This window comes from uncultured Tenacibaculum sp., assembly GCF_947499065.1.
Classification (GTDB): domain Bacteria; phylum Bacteroidota; class Bacteroidia; order Flavobacteriales; family Flavobacteriaceae; genus Polaribacter.
The window spans coordinates 193545-214447 of sequence record NZ_CANMMT010000005.1; the positions used below are offsets into that span (position 1 = coordinate 193545).

Annotated in this window: 17 protein-coding genes; 9 read left to right on the plus strand and 8 right to left on the minus strand. The window is 30.9% G+C overall.

Annotated features, from left to right (window positions below):
- Position 1: 1 nt before the first annotated feature.
- The 4 genes from Q0958_RS12330 to Q0958_RS12345 all read right to left on the minus strand — a co-directional run bounded on the left by Q0958_RS12330 (position 2) and on the right by Q0958_RS12345 (position 5426).
- Positions 2-1273 (minus strand): adenylosuccinate synthase, encoded by a 1272-nt coding sequence (locus Q0958_RS12330; RefSeq protein WP_299123514.1) that lies wholly within the window; start codon positions 1271-1273, stop codon positions 2-4.
- 30 nt (positions 1274-1303) lie between these two features.
- Positions 1304-1753, minus strand: a complete 450-nt coding sequence (locus Q0958_RS12335; RefSeq protein ID WP_299123516.1) for a transcriptional repressor — start codon at positions 1751-1753, stop codon at positions 1304-1306.
- Between the two features lie 73 nt (positions 1754-1826).
- Positions 1827-4043 carry a RelA/SpoT family protein gene (locus Q0958_RS12340; RefSeq protein ID WP_299123518.1) on the minus strand — a complete coding sequence of 739 codons (2217 nt, stop codon included), beginning with the start codon at positions 4041-4043 and terminating at the stop codon, positions 1827-1829.
- 384 nt (positions 4044-4427) lie between these two features.
- Positions 4428-5426, minus strand: a complete 999-nt coding sequence (locus Q0958_RS12345; protein ID WP_299123520.1) for a hypothetical protein — start codon at positions 5424-5426, stop codon at positions 4428-4430.
- A gap of 114 nt (positions 5427-5540) precedes the next feature.
- Here Q0958_RS12345 and Q0958_RS12350 point away from each other — a divergent pair, with 114 nt between their 5' ends.
- The 3 genes from Q0958_RS12350 (at position 5541) to Q0958_RS12360 (ending at position 8001) form a co-directional block, all read left to right on the plus strand.
- Complete coding sequence (locus Q0958_RS12350) at positions 5541-6101, plus strand: sigma-70 family RNA polymerase sigma factor (RefSeq protein ID WP_299123522.1); 561 nt, start codon at positions 5541-5543, stop codon at positions 6099-6101.
- Complete coding sequence (locus Q0958_RS12355; RefSeq protein ID WP_299123524.1) at positions 6076-6882, plus strand: hypothetical protein; 807 nt, start codon at positions 6076-6078, stop codon at positions 6880-6882. The genes Q0958_RS12350 and Q0958_RS12355 overlap by 26 nt, the downstream gene beginning before the upstream one ends.
- A 66-nt stretch (positions 6883-6948) precedes the next feature.
- Complete coding sequence (locus tag Q0958_RS12360) at positions 6949-8001, plus strand: hypothetical protein (protein ID WP_299123526.1); 1053 nt, start codon at positions 6949-6951, stop codon at positions 7999-8001.
- A gap of 16 nt (positions 8002-8017) precedes the next feature.
- Here the strand turns inward: Q0958_RS12360 and Q0958_RS12365 are convergent, their stop codons facing one another.
- On the minus strand, positions 8018-8914 hold the full coding sequence (locus Q0958_RS12365) for a sterol desaturase family protein (RefSeq protein ID WP_299123528.1): 897 nt from the start codon (positions 8912-8914) through the stop codon (positions 8018-8020).
- 134 nt (positions 8915-9048) lie between these two features.
- On the opposite strand from Q0958_RS12365, the gene rpsF reads away from it, so the two are divergent.
- The 4 genes from rpsF to Q0958_RS12385 all read left to right on the plus strand — a co-directional run bounded on the left by rpsF (position 9049) and on the right by Q0958_RS12385 (position 13485).
- Positions 9049-9390: a 30S ribosomal protein S6 gene (gene rpsF / locus Q0958_RS12370; RefSeq protein WP_272148657.1), complete on the plus strand. Its 342-nt coding sequence runs from the start codon at positions 9049-9051 to the stop codon at positions 9388-9390.
- Between the two features lie 3 nt (positions 9391-9393).
- The gene (gene rpsR / locus Q0958_RS12375; protein ID WP_150899195.1) at positions 9394-9690 is read left to right on the plus strand and encodes a 30S ribosomal protein S18; all 297 of its coding nucleotides are present in this window, start codon (positions 9394-9396) and stop codon (positions 9688-9690) included.
- Between the two features lie 15 nt (positions 9691-9705).
- Entirely contained in the window at positions 9706-10155 is a 450-nt protein-coding gene (gene rplI, locus Q0958_RS12380; protein WP_299123533.1) for a 50S ribosomal protein L9, read from the plus strand.
- 102 nt (positions 10156-10257) lie between these two features.
- Positions 10258-13485, plus strand: coding sequence for a carboxypeptidase regulatory-like domain-containing protein (locus Q0958_RS12385; RefSeq protein WP_299123535.1), 3228 nt, complete (start codon positions 10258-10260; stop codon positions 13483-13485).
- A 227-nt stretch (positions 13486-13712) separates the two neighbouring features.
- Here Q0958_RS12385 and lysA read toward each other — a convergent pair whose 3' ends face one another.
- The 3 genes from lysA to Q0958_RS12400 all read right to left on the minus strand — a co-directional run bounded on the left by lysA (position 13713) and on the right by Q0958_RS12400 (position 17642).
- Positions 13713-14918, minus strand: a complete 1206-nt coding sequence (gene lysA, locus Q0958_RS12390; protein WP_299123536.1) for a diaminopimelate decarboxylase — start codon at positions 14916-14918, stop codon at positions 13713-13715.
- Positions 14919-15267: 349 nt separating this feature from the next.
- The gene (pepT, locus tag Q0958_RS12395; RefSeq protein WP_272148660.1) at positions 15268-16506 is read right to left on the minus strand and encodes a peptidase T; all 1239 of its coding nucleotides are present in this window, start codon (positions 16504-16506) and stop codon (positions 15268-15270) included.
- Positions 16507-16571: 65 nt separating this feature from the next.
- Positions 16572-17642: a DUF3810 domain-containing protein gene (locus tag Q0958_RS12400; protein ID WP_299123539.1), complete on the minus strand. Its 1071-nt coding sequence runs from the start codon at positions 17640-17642 to the stop codon at positions 16572-16574.
- A gap of 127 nt (positions 17643-17769) precedes the next feature.
- Between Q0958_RS12400 and dnaB the strand changes: the two genes are divergently transcribed.
- Positions 17770-19284, plus strand: coding sequence for a replicative DNA helicase (gene dnaB, locus Q0958_RS12405; RefSeq protein ID WP_299123541.1), 1515 nt, complete (start codon positions 17770-17772; stop codon positions 19282-19284).
- Between the two features lie 74 nt (positions 19285-19358).
- Positions 19359-20618 carry an asparagine synthetase B gene (locus Q0958_RS12410; RefSeq protein ID WP_299123543.1) on the plus strand — a complete coding sequence of 420 codons (1260 nt, stop codon included), beginning with the start codon at positions 19359-19361 and terminating at the stop codon, positions 20616-20618.
- Positions 20619-20903: the final 285 nt, after the last annotated feature.

The window sequence follows — 20903 nt, forward strand, 5'->3', positions numbered from 1 at the left end:
TTTATCTATTAATTGTTTGTTTTCTATCAGGTCCTACAGAAACAATTTTTACTGGAACTCCAGTTTCTTTTTCAATAAAAGCAACATAGTCTAGTAAATTTTTAGGTAATTGATCTGCTGAAGTCATTTTAGTTAAATCATCTTCCCATCCTTTAAACTCAGTATAGTTTACAGATACGTTTTCAGGTTCTATATTATATGGTAAGTGTTCTATTTTTTCTCCTTTATAATTGTATGATGTACATACTTTTAATGTGTCAAACCCAGAAAGAACATCTCCTTTCATCATCATTAGTTGAGTAACACCGTTTACATCAACAGCATATTTTAAAGCTACTAAATCTAGCCATCCACAACGACGAGGGCGTCCTGTTGTTGCTCCAAATTCATGACCTACTTTGGCCATTGTAGCACCATCCTCATCGAATAATTCGGTAGGGAAAGGTCCAGAACCAACACGTGTTGTATAAGCTTTAAAAATCCCGAATACTTCACCAATTCTATTTGGAGCTACTCCTAAACCAGTACAAGCACCAGCAGCAGTAGTGTTAGAAGAAGTTACAAAAGGATAAGTTCCAAAATCAATATCTAATAATGAACCTTGTGCTCCTTCTGCTAAAATAGTTTTACCTTCTTTAATAGCTTTATTTAAAAACTCTTCAGAATCAATAAACTGTAATGTTTTTAGTTTTTGAATACCTAAATCAAATTCAGCTTCTAATTCATCTAAGTCATAGTCAATTTGAACATCAAAATAATTAAGCATATTGATATGCTTTTGAGTTAATGCTCTATATTTTTCTTTCCAGTTGTCTAGTTCTAAATCTCCAACTCGCATACCGTTTCTACCAGTTTTGTCCATGTAAGTAGGACCAATTCCTTTTAAAGTAGAACCAATTTTAGCTTTTCCTTTTGAAGTTTCAGAAGCAGCGTCTAGTAGTCTATGCGTAGGTAAAATTAAATGTGCTTTTCTAGAAATTAATAATTTAGAAGTGTAATCAATGTTGTGAACGTCTAAATTTTCTAATTCTTTTTTAAAGATAACAGGGTCAATTACAACTCCGTTACCCACTACGTTTAAAGCTGTTTTATGAAAAATTCCTGATGGAATTGTATGTAAAACGTGTTTGTTTCCATCAAAAATTAAAGTATGACCAGCGTTTGGTCCTCCTTGAAAACGTGCAATAATATCGTAGTTTTTTGTAAGAACATCTACGATCTTACCTTTTCCCTCGTCTCCCCATTGTAGTCCGAGTAATAAATCTACTGCCATTTAGTGTGTTGTTAAGTGTGTTTGTTGTTGTTATTTTGAGTTCTTTTTTGTTCCGTAGAAATAAAGTGAATGATTATGAATATCGATATCAAAAACTTCTTCAATAGTCTTTTTGATAATTTGAATCCTTGGGTCGCAAAATTCTTTTACTTCTCCAGAATCTGTAAGTATTACATGGTCATGGTTTTTATCAAAATAACTTTTTTCATAACGAGCCATAGATTGCCCGTCAAATTGATGCTTGCGCACCAATCCACAGTCTAATAATAAATCCATTGTGTTGTAAAGAGTTGCTCTACTTACACGATAGTTTTTGTTTTTCATTTTGATATATAAAGATTCAATATCAAAATGTTCATCAGCATCATATATTTCTTGCAAAATAGCATAACGTTCAGGTGTTTTACGATGCTTATTTTCTTCTAAGAAAGAAGTGAAAACTTTTTTTACAATTTCTTGATTTTCTGCTGAATTACTCATTTAGTTTAAAATTTACGAAAAGACAAATTTACAGTTATTTCTTGATAAAAAAACAAGGATATTAAAATGATATTTACAAAGTATTAACACGCTCTACTTTTTGAACACCATCTACCTTTTTCATATTGTCTATTAGTTTGGTTAATTGTGATTTATTTTTAACACTTAACGATAGCTTTCCTTCAAACACACCATCGTCTCCAGAAATATTAATTGTATGAATAAATACATCCATACTGTTTGAAATAATTCTAGTAATATTATTTACAATTCCTTTATTATCAATTCCAGATAAGTGTAGAATTGCTGTAAATTCTTGCTTTGTAGAATCAATCCATTTTGCAGACATAATTCTATAAGCATAGTTTGATTGTAATGAAATAGCATTTGGACAATCGTTTTTATGAATTTTGATTCCTTCATTAATAGTTACAAAACCAAAAACTTTATCACCTGGAATAGGAGAACAACACTTAGCAATAGTATAATCCAAAGTTTGTTCTTCTTTACCAAAAACTAAAGCGTCAAATTTGTTAGTAACTTCTTCTTTTTCTGAAATATTTTTAGAAGGGTTACGACGGAAGGTATTTTTAATGAAGCCCATAATAAGCCCACTCCTTTGCGCAACAAATTCTTTTAATTGAGTATTATCTATGGCTCCATTACCAACTCTAAAGAATAAATCGAAACTAGTTTTTAAGCCAAAGTAGCCTGCTAGCTCGTGGATAACTTTTTCACTGGAACCAATTTTTAAATGACGAAGTTTTCTAAGTAAAATAGCTTTTCCTTCTTCGGCTATTTTCTTTTCTTCGGCTTTTAAAGCAGACTTTATTTTAGTACGAGCTCTTGCTGTTAAAACAAAATCCAACCAACGAACATTAGGCTTATTGTTACTAGCAGTAAGTACTTCTACCTGATCACCACTTTTAAGTTCATAGCTTAATGGAACTAATTTACCATTAACTTTTGCTCCTCTACATTTTAACCCCACATCGGTGTGTACAGAAAAAGCAAAATCTAAAGCAGAGGCTCCTTTGGGAAGCGATTTTAAATCTCCTTTAGGTGTAAATACGTATATTTCTTTTGCGTATAAATTGAGTTTAAAATCTTCAACAAAATCTACTGCATCTAAACTTTGGTTTTCTAAAGTTTCTTTTAAACGATTAAGCCAACCTTCAAGACCATTTTCTTGTACAGCTCCTTGTTTATATTTAAAGTGAGCAGCATATCCTTTTTCTGCAATCTCATCCATTCTTTCAGAACGAACTTGTACTTCAACCCATTTAGCTTCTGGACCAATAACAGTAATGTGTAAAGCTTCATATCCTGTTGATTTTGGTTGAGAAATCCAATCTCGTAAACGGGCAGGGTTTGGTTTAAAGAAATCTGTTACAATAGAGTATATTTTCCAAGCATCAAATTTTTCATCACCTGAACTAGGTTCGTAAATGATTCTGATAGCAAATTTATCGTAGACTTCATCAAAAGTTACGTTTTGTTTTCGCATTTTTCTTCGAATAGAAAAAATTGATTTAAAACGTCCTTTAATATCATATTTAAAGCCTTCATTGTCTAATGCTTCTTTTAAAATACCTGTAAAAGTATCTATGTATTTTTGTTGTTCTTCCTTGCTATCTTTAATTTTGTTTAAAATATCCTTGTAAACATCAGGCTCTGTATATTTTAAACCTAGGTCTTCTAATTCCGTTTTAATATTATATAGACCTAATCTATGTGCCAATGGCGCATAAATATATAGAGTTTCAGAAGCAATTTTTACTTGCTTATGAGCTGGCATTGCGTCCATGGTTTGCATGTTGTGCAATCTGTCGGCAATCTTAATTAAAATAACTCTTACATCATCATGTAAGGTAAGTAGCATTTTTCTAAAATTCTCAGCCTGTATAGAATAATCTTGCTCTTTTTTTAAATTAGATATTTTGGTAAGTCCACTAACTATTCGGGCAATGTTTTCGCCAAACAAGCGCTCCATGTCGTTAATCGTATAATGTGTATCTTCAACTACATCATGAAGTAAAGCCGCAGCAATAGAAGTTGCACCAAGTCCAATTTCATCAGCTACAATTTTAGCTACAGCAATAGGGTGATAAATATAAGGTTCCCCAGTTTTTCTACGTTGTTCAGAATGTGCTTCAACAGCAATATCAAAAGCTTTACGTATTAATTTTTTATCTTCATCAGATAAAGTTTGATAGGTCCCTTTTAATAAATCTTTGTACCTGTTAGCTATTTCTTTGTTTTCTTCTTCTATCGTTGCATTATAACTCATACACTTAAAACTCTTTTGAATGAATATGTTTCAAAATAAAAGTAGTATAAACAAATATACTGAGCAAGTTTTAGGAGGAAATGTTTAAAGCTAATTAAACCTTGATTATTTATAGGTTTTTGAATAAATAGGAAAAGAGTTTTATGTTTAAAAGGTTAAATACTTGAAAAAGAGCTGGTAAAAGATTAAAAAAAGGATGGGGCTTATGAATAACAAGTGTTTTTCCTATACATCGTTTTAATATAAAGGCATACATTTGTATTATAATTCAGTGGTATAAAACTTTGCTATATATAAAGTACCCCTGGATATCATTCAAGTGTGATATATGAATCTCCTACTTTATTTAAAGTCGGAGATTCTTTATTTACAAAAAACAGATGTTTATTTTAAGACAGGATATTCTTTTGTTATATTTAAAAAGTATTGTTTTACACCTAGATTATCAGTTAAGGTTAAAGTGTCCTTTTTTATAGAATAATTGAATTTACTTTCAAGTTCTATTATATTCATTTCTTTATTGTAGTGCTCAATCAGTTTTTTTCTATAAGATTTAATACTGTCTTTGTGCAAATTCATTTTATTTAAACTGTCTTGAACTTTAAATGCTCCTACCTCAGTAGAATGTTTAATTTTATAACTAAAATATTTTAAACTATCATTTAAAGAATAACTACCATAATATATTTTTCTATCAAAGTCTTTAATTTTAATACTACTTCTTTTGTCAAAGTATATTTTAAATAGCTCTTGTGAAGGTTTATTTTCTGCAACTTTCCAAACGCCAACCAACTCGTTTGTTTTATCATATTTTTTAGCAAGATCATTTATATAATCATATCTAATGTAAAGTAATATAGGAAGTATTAAAAATGGTAGCCAGTAATATTTGGTGAATATTTTAGGAAGATTACCCAATGAGTTTTCTTTATTTACAGGAATTTTAAAGAAATAATTTTTAAAGCCTTGCCAATCTGAAATTAACAAGAACAATCCCATAACTGTTAATGTAATAGCCATAACCATAGCACCAAAAGCTATTTCATAAAAAATATTTACTAACAGAATGTTTACCATAAAAGATAAAAGTAGAATAACACCGATACGTTCGGTTTTTCTGAATAGTATTAATATTCCAGCTAAGATTTGGCTACCAGCAATTATTAAACCATATGTTCTTGAGTAGCCATAATAGTACCAAGTAAGCATAAAACCATTATAATCGCTTACATTATAATCAGCTCCCCAAACTGGTCCAAAACTAAATTGTGTTTTTAAAATTTTAGCAAAAGCATATGAGAATAAGTAATAGGCCAAATAATATTTACAAAGTAATCTTAGTAAAAATAAACTAATAGGTTTGATGTTTTTCGGTAGTTTCATAGTTTCTTTTTTTTGAAAATTTAGAGCAAAAAAACAAAAAATATATAAACGAGCAACCTTTTTTAAAAATCTGTAGTCTATATATTTGTAAGGACGCAAAATTGAGAATTTGAATTGAAAATTATTCGTTTACATAATCAGCAAACAGAACTGATAAAAAAAGCAAGTAAAGATGATAGAGAAGCTCAACAAACTTTGTTTGAGCAGTTTTCGCCTAAAATGTTAGGTGTGTGTAGGCAGTATGTAAAAGATATACATCATGCAGAAGATTTGATGTTACAAGGTTTTTTTAAAGTTTTTACCAACTTAAATAAGTTTAAAAACAAAGGAAGTTTTGAAGGTTGGATTCGTAGAATAATGGTAAATACTTGTCTTACTTATTTAAGGAAAAAAAATCCTATTCAATTAGCAGAAGAAGATTTTGTGTTTAATGATGCAGCAACGGAAAGTTTAGAAAATACTTCTGTTGAAGATATTCAAAAGTTAATAGATCAATTACCAGAAGGATATAAGTTAGTTTTTAATTTATATGCGATAGAAGGATATAAACATTCTGAGATATCAAAAAAGCTGAATATTTCTGAAGGGACATCAAAATCTCAATTATTTAAAGCACGTAAATATTTGCAGGAGAGTTATATAAAAATGAATGAAATTAAAGATGCAAGCAAATAATATTGATAAAAATATAAAAGATAAACTGAAAAACAGAGAATTGAAACCATCTGCTTCAGCTTGGGAACGTTTAAGTATTCAGTTAGATCAAGAAAAGGCACGAAAAAAGAAGAAGAGAATTCAACTTTTAAGTTATGCTGCTAGTGTTATTTTATTAGTTAGTATTAGTATATTATATCTAGGAACTAAAAGTGATGATCAGCATATTGTTCCTAGTAATGAAATAATTGTAGAGACCACTTTAGATACTTTCAAAATAAATGAAGTAGATATCAAAGAAGAAATGGTGAATGAAAAAGCAGTAGCAAACCTTGTAGATGAAGATTTTAAAAAGAGTGAAATTTCTAAAAAAGAGAGCATAAAAAAAGGTCGTGTTTTAAAGGAAAGTTTTATTGCTAGTGCTGTAAAAGAAGAATCAAAAGAAGTAAAAATATCTCTGACTAATGTTGATAAATCTATAGCTAAAGAAGAAAAAAATAATACGCCTGAACAAAAAGTTAAATCGCGAATAAAAGTAAATAGTGATTATTTGTTATATGCAGTAACGCACTCGCCTGAGGAAGTTAAAGAGTATTATGCAAAGTATGAAATAAATAGAGAAGATGTTTTAGATGTAATACAAGACGAATTAATTAAATCTAACCTTAAAATAAACCCAGAAACTATTCTAGCAGAAGTCGAGCTTAGCATACAAGAAGCAGATTTCAAGCAAGACTTCATGAGTAAGTTAAAATTAAAATTATCTGATGTAATTGTTGCAATTGCAGATAGGAATAAATAAAAGCGCTTATTAATTATCGATAATTAAACTTTCCAGTTAATACCTGTTTAATTTAAAAATAAAAAAATGAAAAGAATACTACTATTAGTGTTGTTTGTAACAACTATTGCCCATTCTCAAGAGAGAAACTTTGAAGACGAAGTAAGTAAGATTGCAAAAAAAATAGAGAAAATAACAAAGCAAGAAAAAGATAGTCTTAAGATAAAAGTTAAGTCAATTAATGACAAGTTAGAGAAGAAAACAATAACTCAAGAAGAAGCGAAGAAGTTAAAAAAAGAAGCAGCAGAGTTACATGCAACTCGTATTGAAACTAGAGTAAGTGTTCAAGAACGAAAGTTACAACAACTTGTACAAGATAAAACCAATGGAAAAATAGCTAATGTAGATGAAACTGATGGTTTTGATTTTAAAATTTTTGATAAGACAATTTTTCATTTCGATTCTTATGAAAAAAGGAAGAAAAAGAAACAAAATAAACGAACAACTACACAGTTTGTTTTTGCTTTGGGAGTAAATAACGTGTTGACTAGTAGTGAGTTTAGTTCTTTAAATGATTCTGATTATAAGTTTTGGCAATCACATTTTTATGAGTTAGGCTTTACTTGGAAAACACGCTTTTCTAAAGATCCATCAAAATTATATTTCAAATATGGAATTTCATTCTTATGGAATAATCTAAGAGCTAAAAACAATCAATATCATGTGGTTAATGGAAATCAGACTGTATTAAGTACGCATATTAATAATCTTTCAGAAAGTAGATTAAGGCATGTGCAAATGACTTTTCCAATGCATATAGAACTTGATTTATCTAAGAATAAGACTAATTCCGATAAAGAAGTTATAGACAATACACATGATTCATTTCAGTTTGGAATAGGAGGCTTTTTCGGATTCAAGTTAGGAACACGCCAATATTTAGAATATACAAATGCACAAGGAGTAGATGTAGAAGAAGTACAAAAAGCAGGTTTTAATACCAATGTTATAAACTATGGATTAAGTGCCTATGCATCTTACAAAGGTTGTGGTTTATATGCTAAATATGATTTAAACCCATTGTTTAAGGGAACTAGTACAAGAAATATTTCATTAGGAGTTCGATTTGATATTAATTAATAAAAAAGGAGATGTTTTAAACATCTCCTTTTTTATTCTTTTCCCATTCTTGTCGTAAATGATAGGAAAGTTTCCCACTTCCGTCGTGTTTCCATCCAGGAGGTTTAAAAAGGTATAAAACTTTTTTACTAAAGCTTGTCTTACTCGTAAAAACATCTCTTAACATATAATACCATTCAACAAAGGCAACTTTAATAGGGTTATGAGTATTAATATTACTAACCAAACCATAAACAGGTTTTTCAACTTCTGGTTCAAAAGTTCCTAAGAGTTTATCCCATATGATAAATATACCTGCATGATTTCTATCTAAATATTGGGGATTTGTAGCATGATGAACTCTATGATGACTTGGTGTGTTGAATATAGCTTCAAACCATCTAGGAAGTTTATTAATCAATTCAGTATGAATCCAGTATTGATATAGCAAACTAATACTCATTTGCATTAAAATCATTACAGGATGAAACCCCAATAGAGGCAAAGGCGCCCAGAATATGAAAGTATAAAAGCTTCCAGACCAAGTTTGTCGCAAAGCAGTACTTAAGTTATATTTTGTAGATGAGTGATGAACTACATGACTAGCCCAAAATAAACGACTTTCATGAGCAATTCTATGATTCCAATAGTAAATAAAATCTTCAGCAAAAAGTAATATAAACCAAGCCCACCATTTAAAAGGTATAGTAAATACACGATACTTATATAAAAAGGTAAAGAATCCTAATATTAATGCCTTGGTAAATAAACCAATAAAAACATTTCCTAACCCCATAGTAATAGATGTCATAGCATCTTTAAACTCATAATCTTCTAACCTTACTTTTACAGTTAAAATTACTTCTATAATAATAGTAATGATAAAAAAAGGAATGGCATAATGGATTAAATTAGGGAGGTCAGGTATTTGCATAGAAATGAAGAGTTTTTGTTACTTAACAAACATACTAAAAATGAAGCGTTTAATTAAAGAGTAATTTTGCTTTTTTATTAGAAGGAAAAGAAGTATATTTGCAGGCTTAAAAATAAATTTTAAACAATTTAATTATGAATCATTACGAAACTGTTTTCATTTTGAATCCCGTTTTATCTGAAACTCAGATAAAGGAGACAGTAAAAAAGTTTGAGGACTATTTACTTTCTAAAGGTGCAGAAATGATTTCTAAAGAAGATTGGGGATTGAAAAAATTAGCTTACCCAATTGAAAAGAAAAAAAGTGGTTTTTACCATTTATTTGACTACAAAGTAGCAGGAGATGCAATTGCTCCTTTTGAATTAGAATTCAGAAGAGATGATAGCGTTATGCGTTATTTAACTGTAAAGTTAGACAAGCATGCTGCAGCGTGGGCTGAGAAGAGAAGAGAACGTGTTAAATCTGCAAAAAAGTAAGAAATGGCATCAATAGATCAACAAGCAAAAGGAAGCAAGCAAGGAGAAGTACGTTACTTAACTCCACTTGATATTGATACAAAAAAAGAAGCAAAGTACTGTCGTTTTAAAAAGAACGGTATTAAGTATATCGATTATAAAGATGCTGACTTCTTAATGTATTTAGTAAACGAGCAAGGTAAAATTTTACCAAGACGTTTAACAGGAACATCATTAAAATATCAACGTAAAGTTGCACAAGCTATCAAAAGAGCTCGTCACTTAGCATTAATGCCATACGTTGGTGATTTATTAAAATAATAAAGAAGCAGAAACATGGAATTGATATTAAAACAAGACGTAGAAAATTTAGGTTTTAAAGATGATGTTGTAACTGTTAAGAATGGTTATGGTCGTAACTACCTAATTCCTCAAGGATATGCTGTTTTAGCTACTTCTTCAGCTAAAAAAGTATTAGCTGAAAACTTAAAGCAACGTGCTTTTAAAGAGGCTAAATTAATTGAAGATGCTACTAAATTAGCTGATACTGTTAAAGGTTATGAGTTAAAAATAGCTTCTAAAGTTGGTGCTGGAGATAAATTATTCGGATCAGTAAATAACATTGATGTTGCTGAAGCTTTAACTAAAGCTGGTACTGAAATCGATAAGAAATTTATCAAAGTTACTGGAGGAAACGTAAAAAGATTAGGAAAATACAACGCTGCTGTACGTTTACACAGAACTGTTGTAGCTGACATCGTATTTGAAGTAGTTGCTGAAAAGTAATTTATTGTTAAATACATGTTAATAAAGTATGAATCCGCTCTGTTGAGCGGATTTTTTTATTGCGTAAATTTGAGAGATAACTTAATGAAAATTAGTACTATTATGAAGAAATTGATTTTATTTTCTTTTATTTTACTAAGTGTATCTGTTTTTTCTCAGGTAACAACATCTAAAATAAAGGGGACAGTAACCGATAACCAAGGGGAGCCGTTATTCGGGGCAAACATTGTAATACTTCACGTGCCGACGGGTACCGTGTCTGGAGCTGTAGCTCAAGATAATGGAAGATATACAATACCAAACTTAAGGGTAGGAGGGCCATATAAAGTTACGTTTAGTTATGTGGGCTTCAAATCGCAAGAAGTAAATAATGTATTTCTAACTTTAGGTAAAACAACCAATATTGATGGGAAATTATCAGAAGACGGAGAACAGTTAGATGAAGTTGTTATATCAGCTTCTAAAAGTAAAGTATTTAATAATGATCGGACAGGAGCGCAAACAAGTGTTAGTTCAGTTCAATTAAAGACATTACCAACAATATCACGTTCAGCATCTGATTTCACACGATTAGAGCCAACAGCAAGTGGTAATTCTTTTGGGGGAAGAAATGACCAGTTTAATAACTTTTCTTTAGATGGTTCTATTTTTAATAATCCATTCGGATTAGATGCAGCTACTCCAGGAGGACAAACAGATTCACAGCCAGTTTCATTAGATGCAATAGAACAAATTTCTGTATCTACTGCACCGTATGATGTAACATTATCAGGTTTTACAGGTGCTTCGGTAAATGCAGTAACTAAAAGTGGTACGAATGAACTTAAAGGGACAGTTTATGGTTTTTATAGAAATGAAGACATGACTGGAGGGAAAATTAAAGGACAGTCGGTGGTAAAACCTAAATTAAACCAAGCGCAATATGGAGTAAGTTTAGGAGGTCCAATAATTAAAAATAAACTATTCTTTTTTGCAAATTTTGAAAAAGATGATCGTACGGATTTAGGTACAGCTGGATGGACACCAAATACTGGTAATGGAGGAATTAGTGAATCAAGAGTTTTAGAATCAGATTTACAATTAGTTCAAAATATACTATCTCAAGTTGTAGTAGGGCAAGATGCTAATGGCGGAAATGTATTTTACAATACGGGAGCTTATAAAGGTTTTACATACGATTCTAAATCAACAAAAGGTATTTTTAAATTAGATTGGAATATAAATAAGAAACATCGTTTAGCTCTTATTTATAACTTCTTAAGAGCTAAAAAAGAAAAACCAGCTCATCCAACAGCATTAGGGTTTAGAGGACCAAGTGCGACTACTTTACAGTTTGAAAACGCAGGATATGAAATCAATAACAATATAAACTCTTTCTTAGTAGAGTTAAATTCATCTTTTAATGATGAAACAACAAATAAACTGCAAATAGGATATACACACTTTGATGATTTCAGAAATGCATTATCTTCACCAGCACCATCGATAAGTATTTTAGATGATACAGGAAGTTCAAATTATATTATTGCAGGACACGAACCATTTTCAATTCACAATAAATTAGATCAAAAAGTATTTCAATTAACTAATAATATGAATTTCTTTAAAGGAGACCATACGTTTACTGTAGGTTTTTCTTTTGAAAAGTTTCAATTTGATAATTCATTCAATTTAGGTGTTTATGGAGCACAAGGAGTATTTTTTCCAACAGGAAGTATATCTGACTTTAGAAATACTGTAGGAAACCCAGCAGCAGAAGCAGCATTAGTTGCAAATTTCCAAGCACAATTTAACGGTGCAATTTCAGCAAATAATGCTTTAAATAGTGCAGGTATAGGAAATCCAGGTGGTTGGGCCTTAGCAGAAACCAATGTAGGTCAATTAGCTTTTTATGTTCAAGATGAATGGGAGGTTAACGATAACCTTAAATTGACTTACGGAATTAGATTTGATAAACCATTATTTTTCGATACTGCAGAGAAAGCACAGGATGTAATTGATAATGCATGTTGTTTTGCTCCTAATATAGATTATTTTAATCCTAATACAGGCGAAACAGTAAGGTTAGATAATAGAAAAATGCCAACTAATCAATGGTTAATTTCACCTAGATTTGGATTCAATTGGGATGCAAAAGGAGATAAAACATTACAATTAAGAGGTGGAACGGGAATATTCACAGGACGTTTACCTTTTGTGTGGTTAGGAAACCAAATTGCAAACCCTAATGTATTTTTCTACCAAATGGTAGATCCAGATTTTAAATTTCCGCAAGTATGGAGAACTAATATTGGAGCAGACTATAAGTTTGAAAGTGGTTATGTAATTTCTGGTGATATTGCATATACTAAAGATATTAACGGAGCACATGTTCAAAACTGGGGATTACGTAATCCAACAGCTACATTGCAAGGAAATGGTACAGGAAACAGAGTGATTTATGCAAATTCAGACAAAGGAAACAATGCATATGTATTTACAAATTCAGATAAAGGGAGAACTTTCAACGCTTCATTTAAAATAGAAAAAACTTTTGAGAATGGATTGTATGCTAATGTTGCTTATAGTTATTTAAATTCAAAAGATGTAAATTCAATAGAGGCGGAAATTACAGGAGATGCTTTTGCTTTTAACCCAGTAGTAGGAAATGCAAATAATGATGTATTAGCTTTCTCAAAATATGGAGATACTCATAGAATTATTGGTGTAGCTTCTAAGAAATTTAATTATGGAGGTGGTAAATATGCAACCACTATTTCTACGTTTTTTGAATATGCTAAAGGAGGAAGATTTAATTATACATATGGAGGAGACATAAATAATGATGGTTCTGCATTAAATGATTTATTATATATTCCAACTGCATCTGAGTTAACTCAAATGAATTTTGCCACAGCAGCTGAGGCTACAGCTTTTGAGACTTATATAAACCAAGATGAGTACTTAAGTTCAAGAAGAGGTCAGTTTGTAGAAAGGTATGGGGCTTTAGCACCATGGAGAGGAAGATGGGATTTAAAAATCTTACAAGATTTTAATTTTAATGTTTCAGAAGATAAGCAGAATACGATTCAAGTAAGTTTAGATATATTAAATGTTGGTAATTTAATTAATTCAGATTGGGGAGTAGTGCAGCAGGTAGGAAATGTGCAGCCAGTTGGGGTAAGATTTCCAGATGTAAATCCGGCAAATACCAATCCAGCAAACTATGTTCCTGATTATACTAAAGAACCAACATACTCATTTAATCCAAATTTAAAAGAAACATTTGTGTATGATACGAGTTTAAATTCTCGTTGGCAAATGCAATTAGGATTACGATATATCTTTTAAAAGATGCTATTCAACGACAGAAACCTTCATTTCATGGAGGTTTTTTGTTTTTTATAATAAAATTTATTAATAAAGGGGGTTTTACCTATGAATTTAATTAAAAAAAAGTTTCATATTTGTATCAGTTAATAAAGATAGGGGACTTTATTACAACGTTTTAAGATATAGTCTTTGAGGGGTTGATTATATTTTAAAAAAACTCTGACTTTTAAAGTCAGAGTTTTTATTTATATAGATACTTCTACTTGGTTTTTTAAGATGTCTTCAAAAGTTTCTCTTTTTCTAATTAAGTAATCTTTCCCCTTATAAATCATAACCTCAGCAGGCCTGTATCTCGAATTGTAATTTGAAGCCATTGAATAACAATAAGCTCCAGCATTATGGAAGCATAAAATATCTTCTTCTGAAATTTCATTAATTCTTCTGTTAGAACCAAAAGTATCAGATTCACATATATAACCAACAATGCTATAAAAACGTTCCCTTCCTTTAGGATTAGAAATGTTTTCTATACGATGGTATGAATTATAAAACATTGGGCGAATCAAATGGTTTAAACCACTATCAATACCCGCAAAAACAGTAGAAGTTGTTTGCTTTATAACATTAACCTTAGCTAAAAAGTACCCTGCTTCACTTACCAAGAATTTACCTGGTTCAAACATTAGGGTGACATCTTTACCATATTCTTTGCAAAAATTATTGAATCGTTGTGAAAGCTTTTTACCTAATTCTTCAATGTTTGTAGAAATATCACCTTCTTTATATGGTACTTTAAAACCACTTCCAAAATCAATAAAATCGATATTATCAAACTCTTTAGCAGTATTGAATAATATTTCAGAAGCTCTTAAAAAAGTATCAATGTCTAAAATATCAGATCCAGTATGCATGTGTACACCATTTATACGCATTCCCGTATTTTCTACCACTCTTTTAATATGGGGTACTTGATGTATTGAAATACCAAATTTAGAATCAATATGACCTACAGAAATTTTACTATTTCCTCCAGCCATAATATGTGGATTAATACGAATACAAACAGGTATTTTAGGATGTTTTTGTCCAAATAACTCAAGTATAGATAAATTATCAATGTTTATTTGAATTCCTAATTTAGCAACATCTTCAATTTCTTGTAAAGAAACACCATTAGGTGTATAAATAATGTTTTCAGGAGAGAATCCGGCTTTTAAGCCTAGTTTTACTTCTTGAATAGAAACAGTATCCAACCCACTTTTTAAAGAGTTAAAAACTTTTAAAATGTTAATATTAGATAAAGCTTTGGCAGCATAATTTATTTTTAGGTTCTTGACCTTTGAAAAAGCTCCTGTAATCTTTTTATACTGGCTAATAATTTTTTCAGTGTCATAAACATAAAGTGGGGATTGATACTTCCCAGTTAACTCTAATAAGGCTTTTCTATCCATTTTTATTATTATTTAATACCCCAAAATTAGATAATGGCTTTGTGCTAACAAATTATATATAAGAAATAAACATATCTGTTCTTTTTGTGAAAAAAAGGTTATTTACACATTCTGAAAAGGGGGTTTTCCTAATGTAAAGTGTTGAAAAAGAGACATATTTGTCGTGAAATAAATGTAGGGGATTTATTTCGCATTTAAATGATATTTTCTTTAAGGGGTGATTATATCATTAAATTAAAGCTCTAGTGTTTCACTAGAGCTTTTCTTATTATAATAAAAGTAATATGTATCAAAACAAAAAACTCTAGCAATTGCTAGAGTTTTTTGTTTTATATTATAATTGAATATGTTATTTGAATTTAGTAGCTACTTTTTGAGCAATACCTACAATTACTTCACTAGCTTTAATAATACTTTCAACAGGAACATATTCGTAACGCCCGTGGAAGTTATGACCACCCGCAAAAATATTAGGACAAGGTAAACCTTTGTATGATAATTGAGAACCATCAGTACCTCCTCTAATAGGTTTGATAATTGGAGTAATGTTCATTTCTTTCATCACCTCTTCGGCAATATCAACAATATACATTACAGGAGTAACTTTTTCTTTCATATTATAGTATTGATCTTTAAGATCTACAGAAATTAATTTTTGACCTCTTTTAGCATTTAATATTTCAGCTAAATCTAACATGGCTTTTTTACGGTTATTGAATTGATCCATATCGTGGTCTCTTACAATATAGTGTAATGTAGTTTTCTCAACAGAACCTTCCATGTGGTGTAAGTGAAAGAATCCTTCGTAACCAGTAGTTTTTTCAGGAACTTCATCTTCAGGTAAAGCATTAATGTATTCATTAGCTATTAACATAGAGTTAATCATCTTACCTTTTGCATAACCAGGGTGTACAATTTTACCCTCAATAGTTACTTTCGCTCCAGCAGCATTAAAGTTTTCATATTCTAACTCACCAATCTGGCTACCATCCATTGTGTAAGCCCACTGTGCACCAAATTTCTCAACATCAAACATATGAGCTCCTTTACCAACTTCTTCATCAGGAGGGAAACAAACTCTAATTTTACCATGCTTAATTTCTGGATGCTGAATTAAGTATTCCATAGCAGAAACAATTTCAGTTACACCAGCTTTGTCATCGGCACCTAATAAAGTAGTACCATCAGTAGTAATAATTGTTTGTCCTTTATATTGTAATAAGTCTTCAAAATAATCAGGAGATAAAACAATATTTTCTTCTTTATTTAAAACGATGTCTTTTCCGTCGTAGTTTTCATGAATTTGTGGCTTCACATTAGCTCCAGTAAAATCAGGGCTAGTATCAATATGAGCTACAAAACCTATAGTAGGTACTTCGTAATCTAAATTACTAGGCAATGTTGCCATTAAATAACAATTTTCATCTAACTCAACATCTTCCATTCCTATTTCTATCAATTCTTTTTCAAGAACTCTAGCTAAATCCCATTGTTTTTCAGTACTAGGAAAAGCAGGGTTGTTAGGATCACTTTCTGTATCAATAGTTACATACTTTACAAATCTATCAATAATATGTTGTTTGTTCATTGTTGTTAATTTTATCAGCATCAAAAATAGCTATTTCAATAGTATTTTATAAATAAATTTGAAGTTTAATTTGCTTGTTTAAAGTAAGCTATTAGTAGGTCTACTACATAGCTATAAGAATCAATTCCTTTTGTTTGGTTGTTGGCTTTTAAATAAGAGTTATAGCCTTTTTTAAAGTAAGGTTCAATAGGGTTTTCATATTGTTTCCAGTGTAAATAACTATTTCTGTAATCTTTATAGACTCCTCTGTTTATCGTTTTTTTTATTTCCAATGCTATTTTTTTATCTCGTTTATATACTTGACCAATACAATAATTGTAAGCCATTCTGTAACCTGAGTATTGAAAATATAAGTCGTCGTTGGCAATAGAAGCTAAGAACCCAACAAAATTAGCGTCATTTTCAGCAGCCCAACCTATTTGATGTGCCATTTCATGACAGGTAGTAGCTGGATAACCAGTTTTAGGAATCATATCGTTTACTTGGGCTTCACCTGTTATTGGATTGATGTAGCCTGAAGTTGTATTATATGATTGAAATAAACTTACCATAGAATTCTTAATAGAAGGATTGGTGTACGCCAATTGCGGATAGGATTTAGTTAACTTATTATAACCATTGGGTGCTAACTTGTAAATTTCTTTTTGAGAATAAGGTACTTTCACTTCAACAGAGTCGTTGTTAGTTATAAGTAAGTGAACTCTATTTAATTCAGAAACGATTTTTTTTGTGGTTGAAACTAACTCATCAGTCGTATAAGCAGATTGTTGTAAGTTCAGGTTTTTAGCTAAAGGTTCGCGAAAATAATTCAATCCCCAAAAAGTATAGAAACAAGCATAAATAATTGCTAAAATGGAAACGAATTTGATTAATTGAGGTAGTATGAATTTAAATTTGGTTTTGAACAAACGATAAATAGCTTTGATAAATAAGAATAATAAAAAGAAGCCTAATACATCACCAAAAGAAAAAGGAAGCCATCCAAAAATAATTCTAAATAATTTTGATATGAAAGGGTATAATCCATTACTATAATAGCGTTCTATCCATTGTGTTTGTTGACTTAAAAAATGAATAAATATGATTTGTAAAGGAAGAGTTAACGCTAGAACTAAATATTTTTTTGAATACCTCATAGTGTCAAAAATAAGAAAGTTGGAACGTTATCAACAAGTTAATAACAATTTTATTAGCGAATTTGTGTAAAAAGAAATTTAGGTAATGCTGATATAAATCTCAGCATAAAAATATACTTTTGTTCTCATGGAAAAAACGCACTCTGTTAGGGGAACAAAAGTTGATAAGGCTAGAATAGTAAGTCTTGAAAAAGGAAAATTACCACCACAAGCTCTTGAACTTGAGGAGGCAGTTTTAGGTGCTATGATGATTGATAAAAAGGGGATTGATGAAGTAATTGATATCCTACATCCAGAGGCTTTTTACGATAAACGTCATCAAGAAATATATTCTGCAATTTATACGCTTTTCCAAAACTCAGAGCCAATTGATTTACTTTCTGTATCCAATCAATTGAAGAAAAATGGAAAATTAGATGTTGCTGGTGGAGATTTCTATTTGATAGGATTAACACAAAAAGTAGCATCGTCTGCACATATTGAGTTTCACTCACGTATTATTTTAGAGAAATTTATACAACGTAAGTTAATTACTATCTCTTCTGAAATTATAGAGAGTGCTTATACAGAAACAATAGATGTATTCGATTTATTAGATGACGCCGAAGGAAAGTTATTTGAGGTAACGCAAGGAAACCTTAAAAAAGGAGCAGAAAGAGCAGATTCTTTAGTACAACAATCGATTAACAAAATTCAAGAGATATCAGGTCAAGAAGGGATGAGTGGTTTAGCCACTGGATTTACCAAACTAGATGCCTTAACATCTGGATGGCAACCTTCCGATTTAATTATTATTGCAGCACGTCCTGGTATGGGTAAAACGGCATTTGTAATTTCGATGGCTAAAAATATGGCAATTGAATTTAATCATGCAGTAGCCATATTTTCACTGGAGATGTCATCTGTACAGCTAATTACTCGTATGATATCATCAGAAACTGGATTAACTTCAGAGAAATTACGTAAAGGTAACTTAGAACCACACGAATGGGAGCAGTTAAACGTAAAAGTGAAGAGGTTATCAGATTCGCCAATTTTTATTGATGATACTCCGGCACTTTCAATTTTCGATTTACGTGCAAAAGCAAGACGTTTAGTGTCGCAACACAATGTACGTATCTTAATTATTGATTATTTACAGTTAATGACAGCTGGTGGAGCAGGAGGAAACCGTGAGCAGGAAATTTCTACAATTTCACGTAACTTAAAAGCATTAGCAAAGGAATTAAATGTACCAGTAATTGCGTTATCACAGTTATCGCGTGCGGTAGAAACTCGTGGAGGTTCAAAACGTCCATTATTATCCGATCTTCGTGAATCTGGGGCGATTGAGCAGGATGCCGATATTGTATCGTTTATCTTTAGACCTGAATATTATGGAATGACAGAATGGGATGATGATGATCATTCACCATGTGAGGGACAAGGAGAGTTTATTGTAGCAAAACACCGTAATGGTGGTTTAGATAATATTCGTTTAAAGTTTACTGGACACTTAGCAAAATTCTCGGATTTAGAAGAAGGATTTAGTAGTGAGTTCCAGTCGAGTATGAACTCAAGTTTTAACGATGAAATTTCATCAAATAACTTCACTTCACCAGAAGATGCTTTCGGTCCAAGTGATGACGATGTACCGTTTTAGAATATTAAACAATTCATAAAATAATTTAAAATACACAATTGCTAAACAGTAATTGTGTATTTTAGTTTTTACATATGAAAAAATATATATACATAGTAGCGTTACTGTTATTTTCAAATTCAATTTGGGCATCATTTATCTATGTGCCGATGAGTCATGATAATCAAAAGAATCATTTAAAAGCTTATGGAATTGTTTATTATGCATTACAAAATGGTTTGAAAGCTAAGTGGTTGTTGAATTATGATGGAGGTGCTTTTTTAATGGAGAATAATGAGGCTGTTGAAAAGGAATGTAAAATTAGAGGGGTTTCTTATCAAATAATTTCCGATGCCAGATCGAAGTTAATATTAGAAGAAATTTCATCACCATCTAAAAATCAAGAAGCGGTAACTTTAGAAAAAGCTCCTAAAATAGCAGTGTACTCACCTAAAGGAAAAATGCCTTGGGATGATGCAGTAACAATGGTATTATCCTATGCAGAAATTCCATTTGATGTTATTTATGATGAAGAAGTATTAGATAACAAGCTATTGTTATATGAATGGTTGCATTTACATCACGAAGATTTTACAGGACAGTATGGACGTTTTTATGGAGCGTTTAGAACAGCACCATGGTATATACAACAAAAGAAGGATGCAGAAGCATTGGCCAAAAAGTTAGGATATGCCAAGGTTTCAGAAGAAAAAGGAGCCGTTGCTAAAAAAATACGTGACTATGTAATAGGAGGAGGGTTTATGTTTGCAATGTGTTCGGCTACCGATAGTTTTGATATTGCATTAGCAGCAGATGGAGTTGATATTTGTGAAGGAATGTTTGATGGAGATGCTTCTGAACCAAACTATCAGTCGAAAATAGATTTTAATAAAACCTTTGCTTTTAGAAATTTTGAATTAATTCGTAATCCAACAACATATGAGTTTTCTTCTATAGATATGACTCGTAAACGTAGAATAAAAAAGGAAGTAGATTACTTTACGTTAAAAGAATATTCGGCTAAGTGGGATCAGGTACCAACAATGCTAACACAAAACCATACTCAGTTAGTAAAAGCGTTTATGGGACAAACCACTTCTTTTGATCGTAAAACAATCAAACCTACTATTATGGTTTTAGGAGAAAATAAAACCAATGGAGAAGGTAGATACATTCATGGAACAAAAGGAAAAGGAATGTTTACTTTTTATGGAGGTCATGATCCTGAAGATTATCAGCATAGGGTAGGAGATCCAAAAACAGAGTTAGACTTGCATCCAACATCTCCAGGTTATCGTTTAATTTTAAATAATGTACTTTTTCCAGCAGCAAAAAAGAAAAAACAAAAAACCTAAATATTTTTTAGTTGAAAGTATCAGCTGTGTTCGCTGACTCAATAAAAATACGACGAAACCATCAGCGAAGCTCGCTGGTGCTTTCGAAACTCGACAAAATGCTCAGCGAACTTCGCTGAGCATTTTGTTTTTGTACAATTCAATCAACGAGCTTCTCTGATGGTTTCGTTTTAATGCAGAGCTATTAGCGAGTTTCGTTGAAAGAAAAAAACTATAATACTTAGCAAGCTGAATGTACTGTAACAAAAAAGGTTAAAGTATAATGAACTTTAACCTTCTTTGATA

Excerpts from the sequence above, each read along its gene's own strand:
- Q0958_RS12410 (WP_299123543.1), top strand. The coding sequence starts at position 19,359 with ATGAAAAAATATATATACATAGTAGCGTTACTGTTATTTTCAAATTCA.
- rpsR (WP_150899195.1), top strand. The coding sequence starts at position 9,394 with ATGGCATCAATAGATCAACAAGCAAAAGGAAGCAAGCAAGGAGAAGTA.
- lysA (WP_299123536.1), bottom strand. The coding sequence starts at position 14,918 with ATGGATAGAAAAGCCTTATTAGAGTTAACTGGGAAGTATCAATCCCCA.
- Q0958_RS12400 (WP_299123539.1), bottom strand. The coding sequence starts at position 17,642 with ATGAGGTATTCAAAAAAATATTTAGTTCTAGCGTTAACTCTTCCTTTA.
- Q0958_RS12345 (WP_299123520.1), bottom strand. The coding sequence starts at position 5,426 with ATGAAACTACCGAAAAACATCAAACCTATTAGTTTATTTTTACTAAGA.
- Q0958_RS12335 (WP_299123516.1), bottom strand. The coding sequence starts at position 1,753 with ATGAGTAATTCAGCAGAAAATCAAGAAATTGTAAAAAAAGTTTTCACT.
- Q0958_RS12330 (WP_299123514.1), bottom strand. The coding sequence starts at position 1,273 with ATGGCAGTAGATTTATTACTCGGACTACAATGGGGAGACGAGGGAAAA.
- pepT (WP_272148660.1), bottom strand. The coding sequence starts at position 16,506 with ATGAACAAACAACATATTATTGATAGATTTGTAAAGTATGTAACTATT.
- rpsF (WP_272148657.1), top strand. The coding sequence starts at position 9,049 with ATGAATCATTACGAAACTGTTTTCATTTTGAATCCCGTTTTATCTGAA.
- Q0958_RS12385 (WP_299123535.1), top strand. The coding sequence starts at position 10,258 with ATGAAGAAATTGATTTTATTTTCTTTTATTTTACTAAGTGTATCTGTT.
- dnaB (WP_299123541.1), top strand. The coding sequence starts at position 17,770 with ATGGAAAAAACGCACTCTGTTAGGGGAACAAAAGTTGATAAGGCTAGA.
- Q0958_RS12360 (WP_299123526.1), top strand. The coding sequence starts at position 6,949 with ATGAAAAGAATACTACTATTAGTGTTGTTTGTAACAACTATTGCCCAT.
- Q0958_RS12340 (WP_299123518.1), bottom strand. The coding sequence starts at position 4,043 with ATGAGTTATAATGCAACGATAGAAGAAGAAAACAAAGAAATAGCTAAC.
- Q0958_RS12355 (WP_299123524.1), top strand. The coding sequence starts at position 6,076 with ATGAAATTAAAGATGCAAGCAAATAATATTGATAAAAATATAAAAGAT.
- Q0958_RS12365 (WP_299123528.1), bottom strand. The coding sequence starts at position 8,914 with ATGCAAATACCTGACCTCCCTAATTTAATCCATTATGCCATTCCTTTT.
- rplI (WP_299123533.1), top strand. The coding sequence starts at position 9,706 with ATGGAATTGATATTAAAACAAGACGTAGAAAATTTAGGTTTTAAAGAT.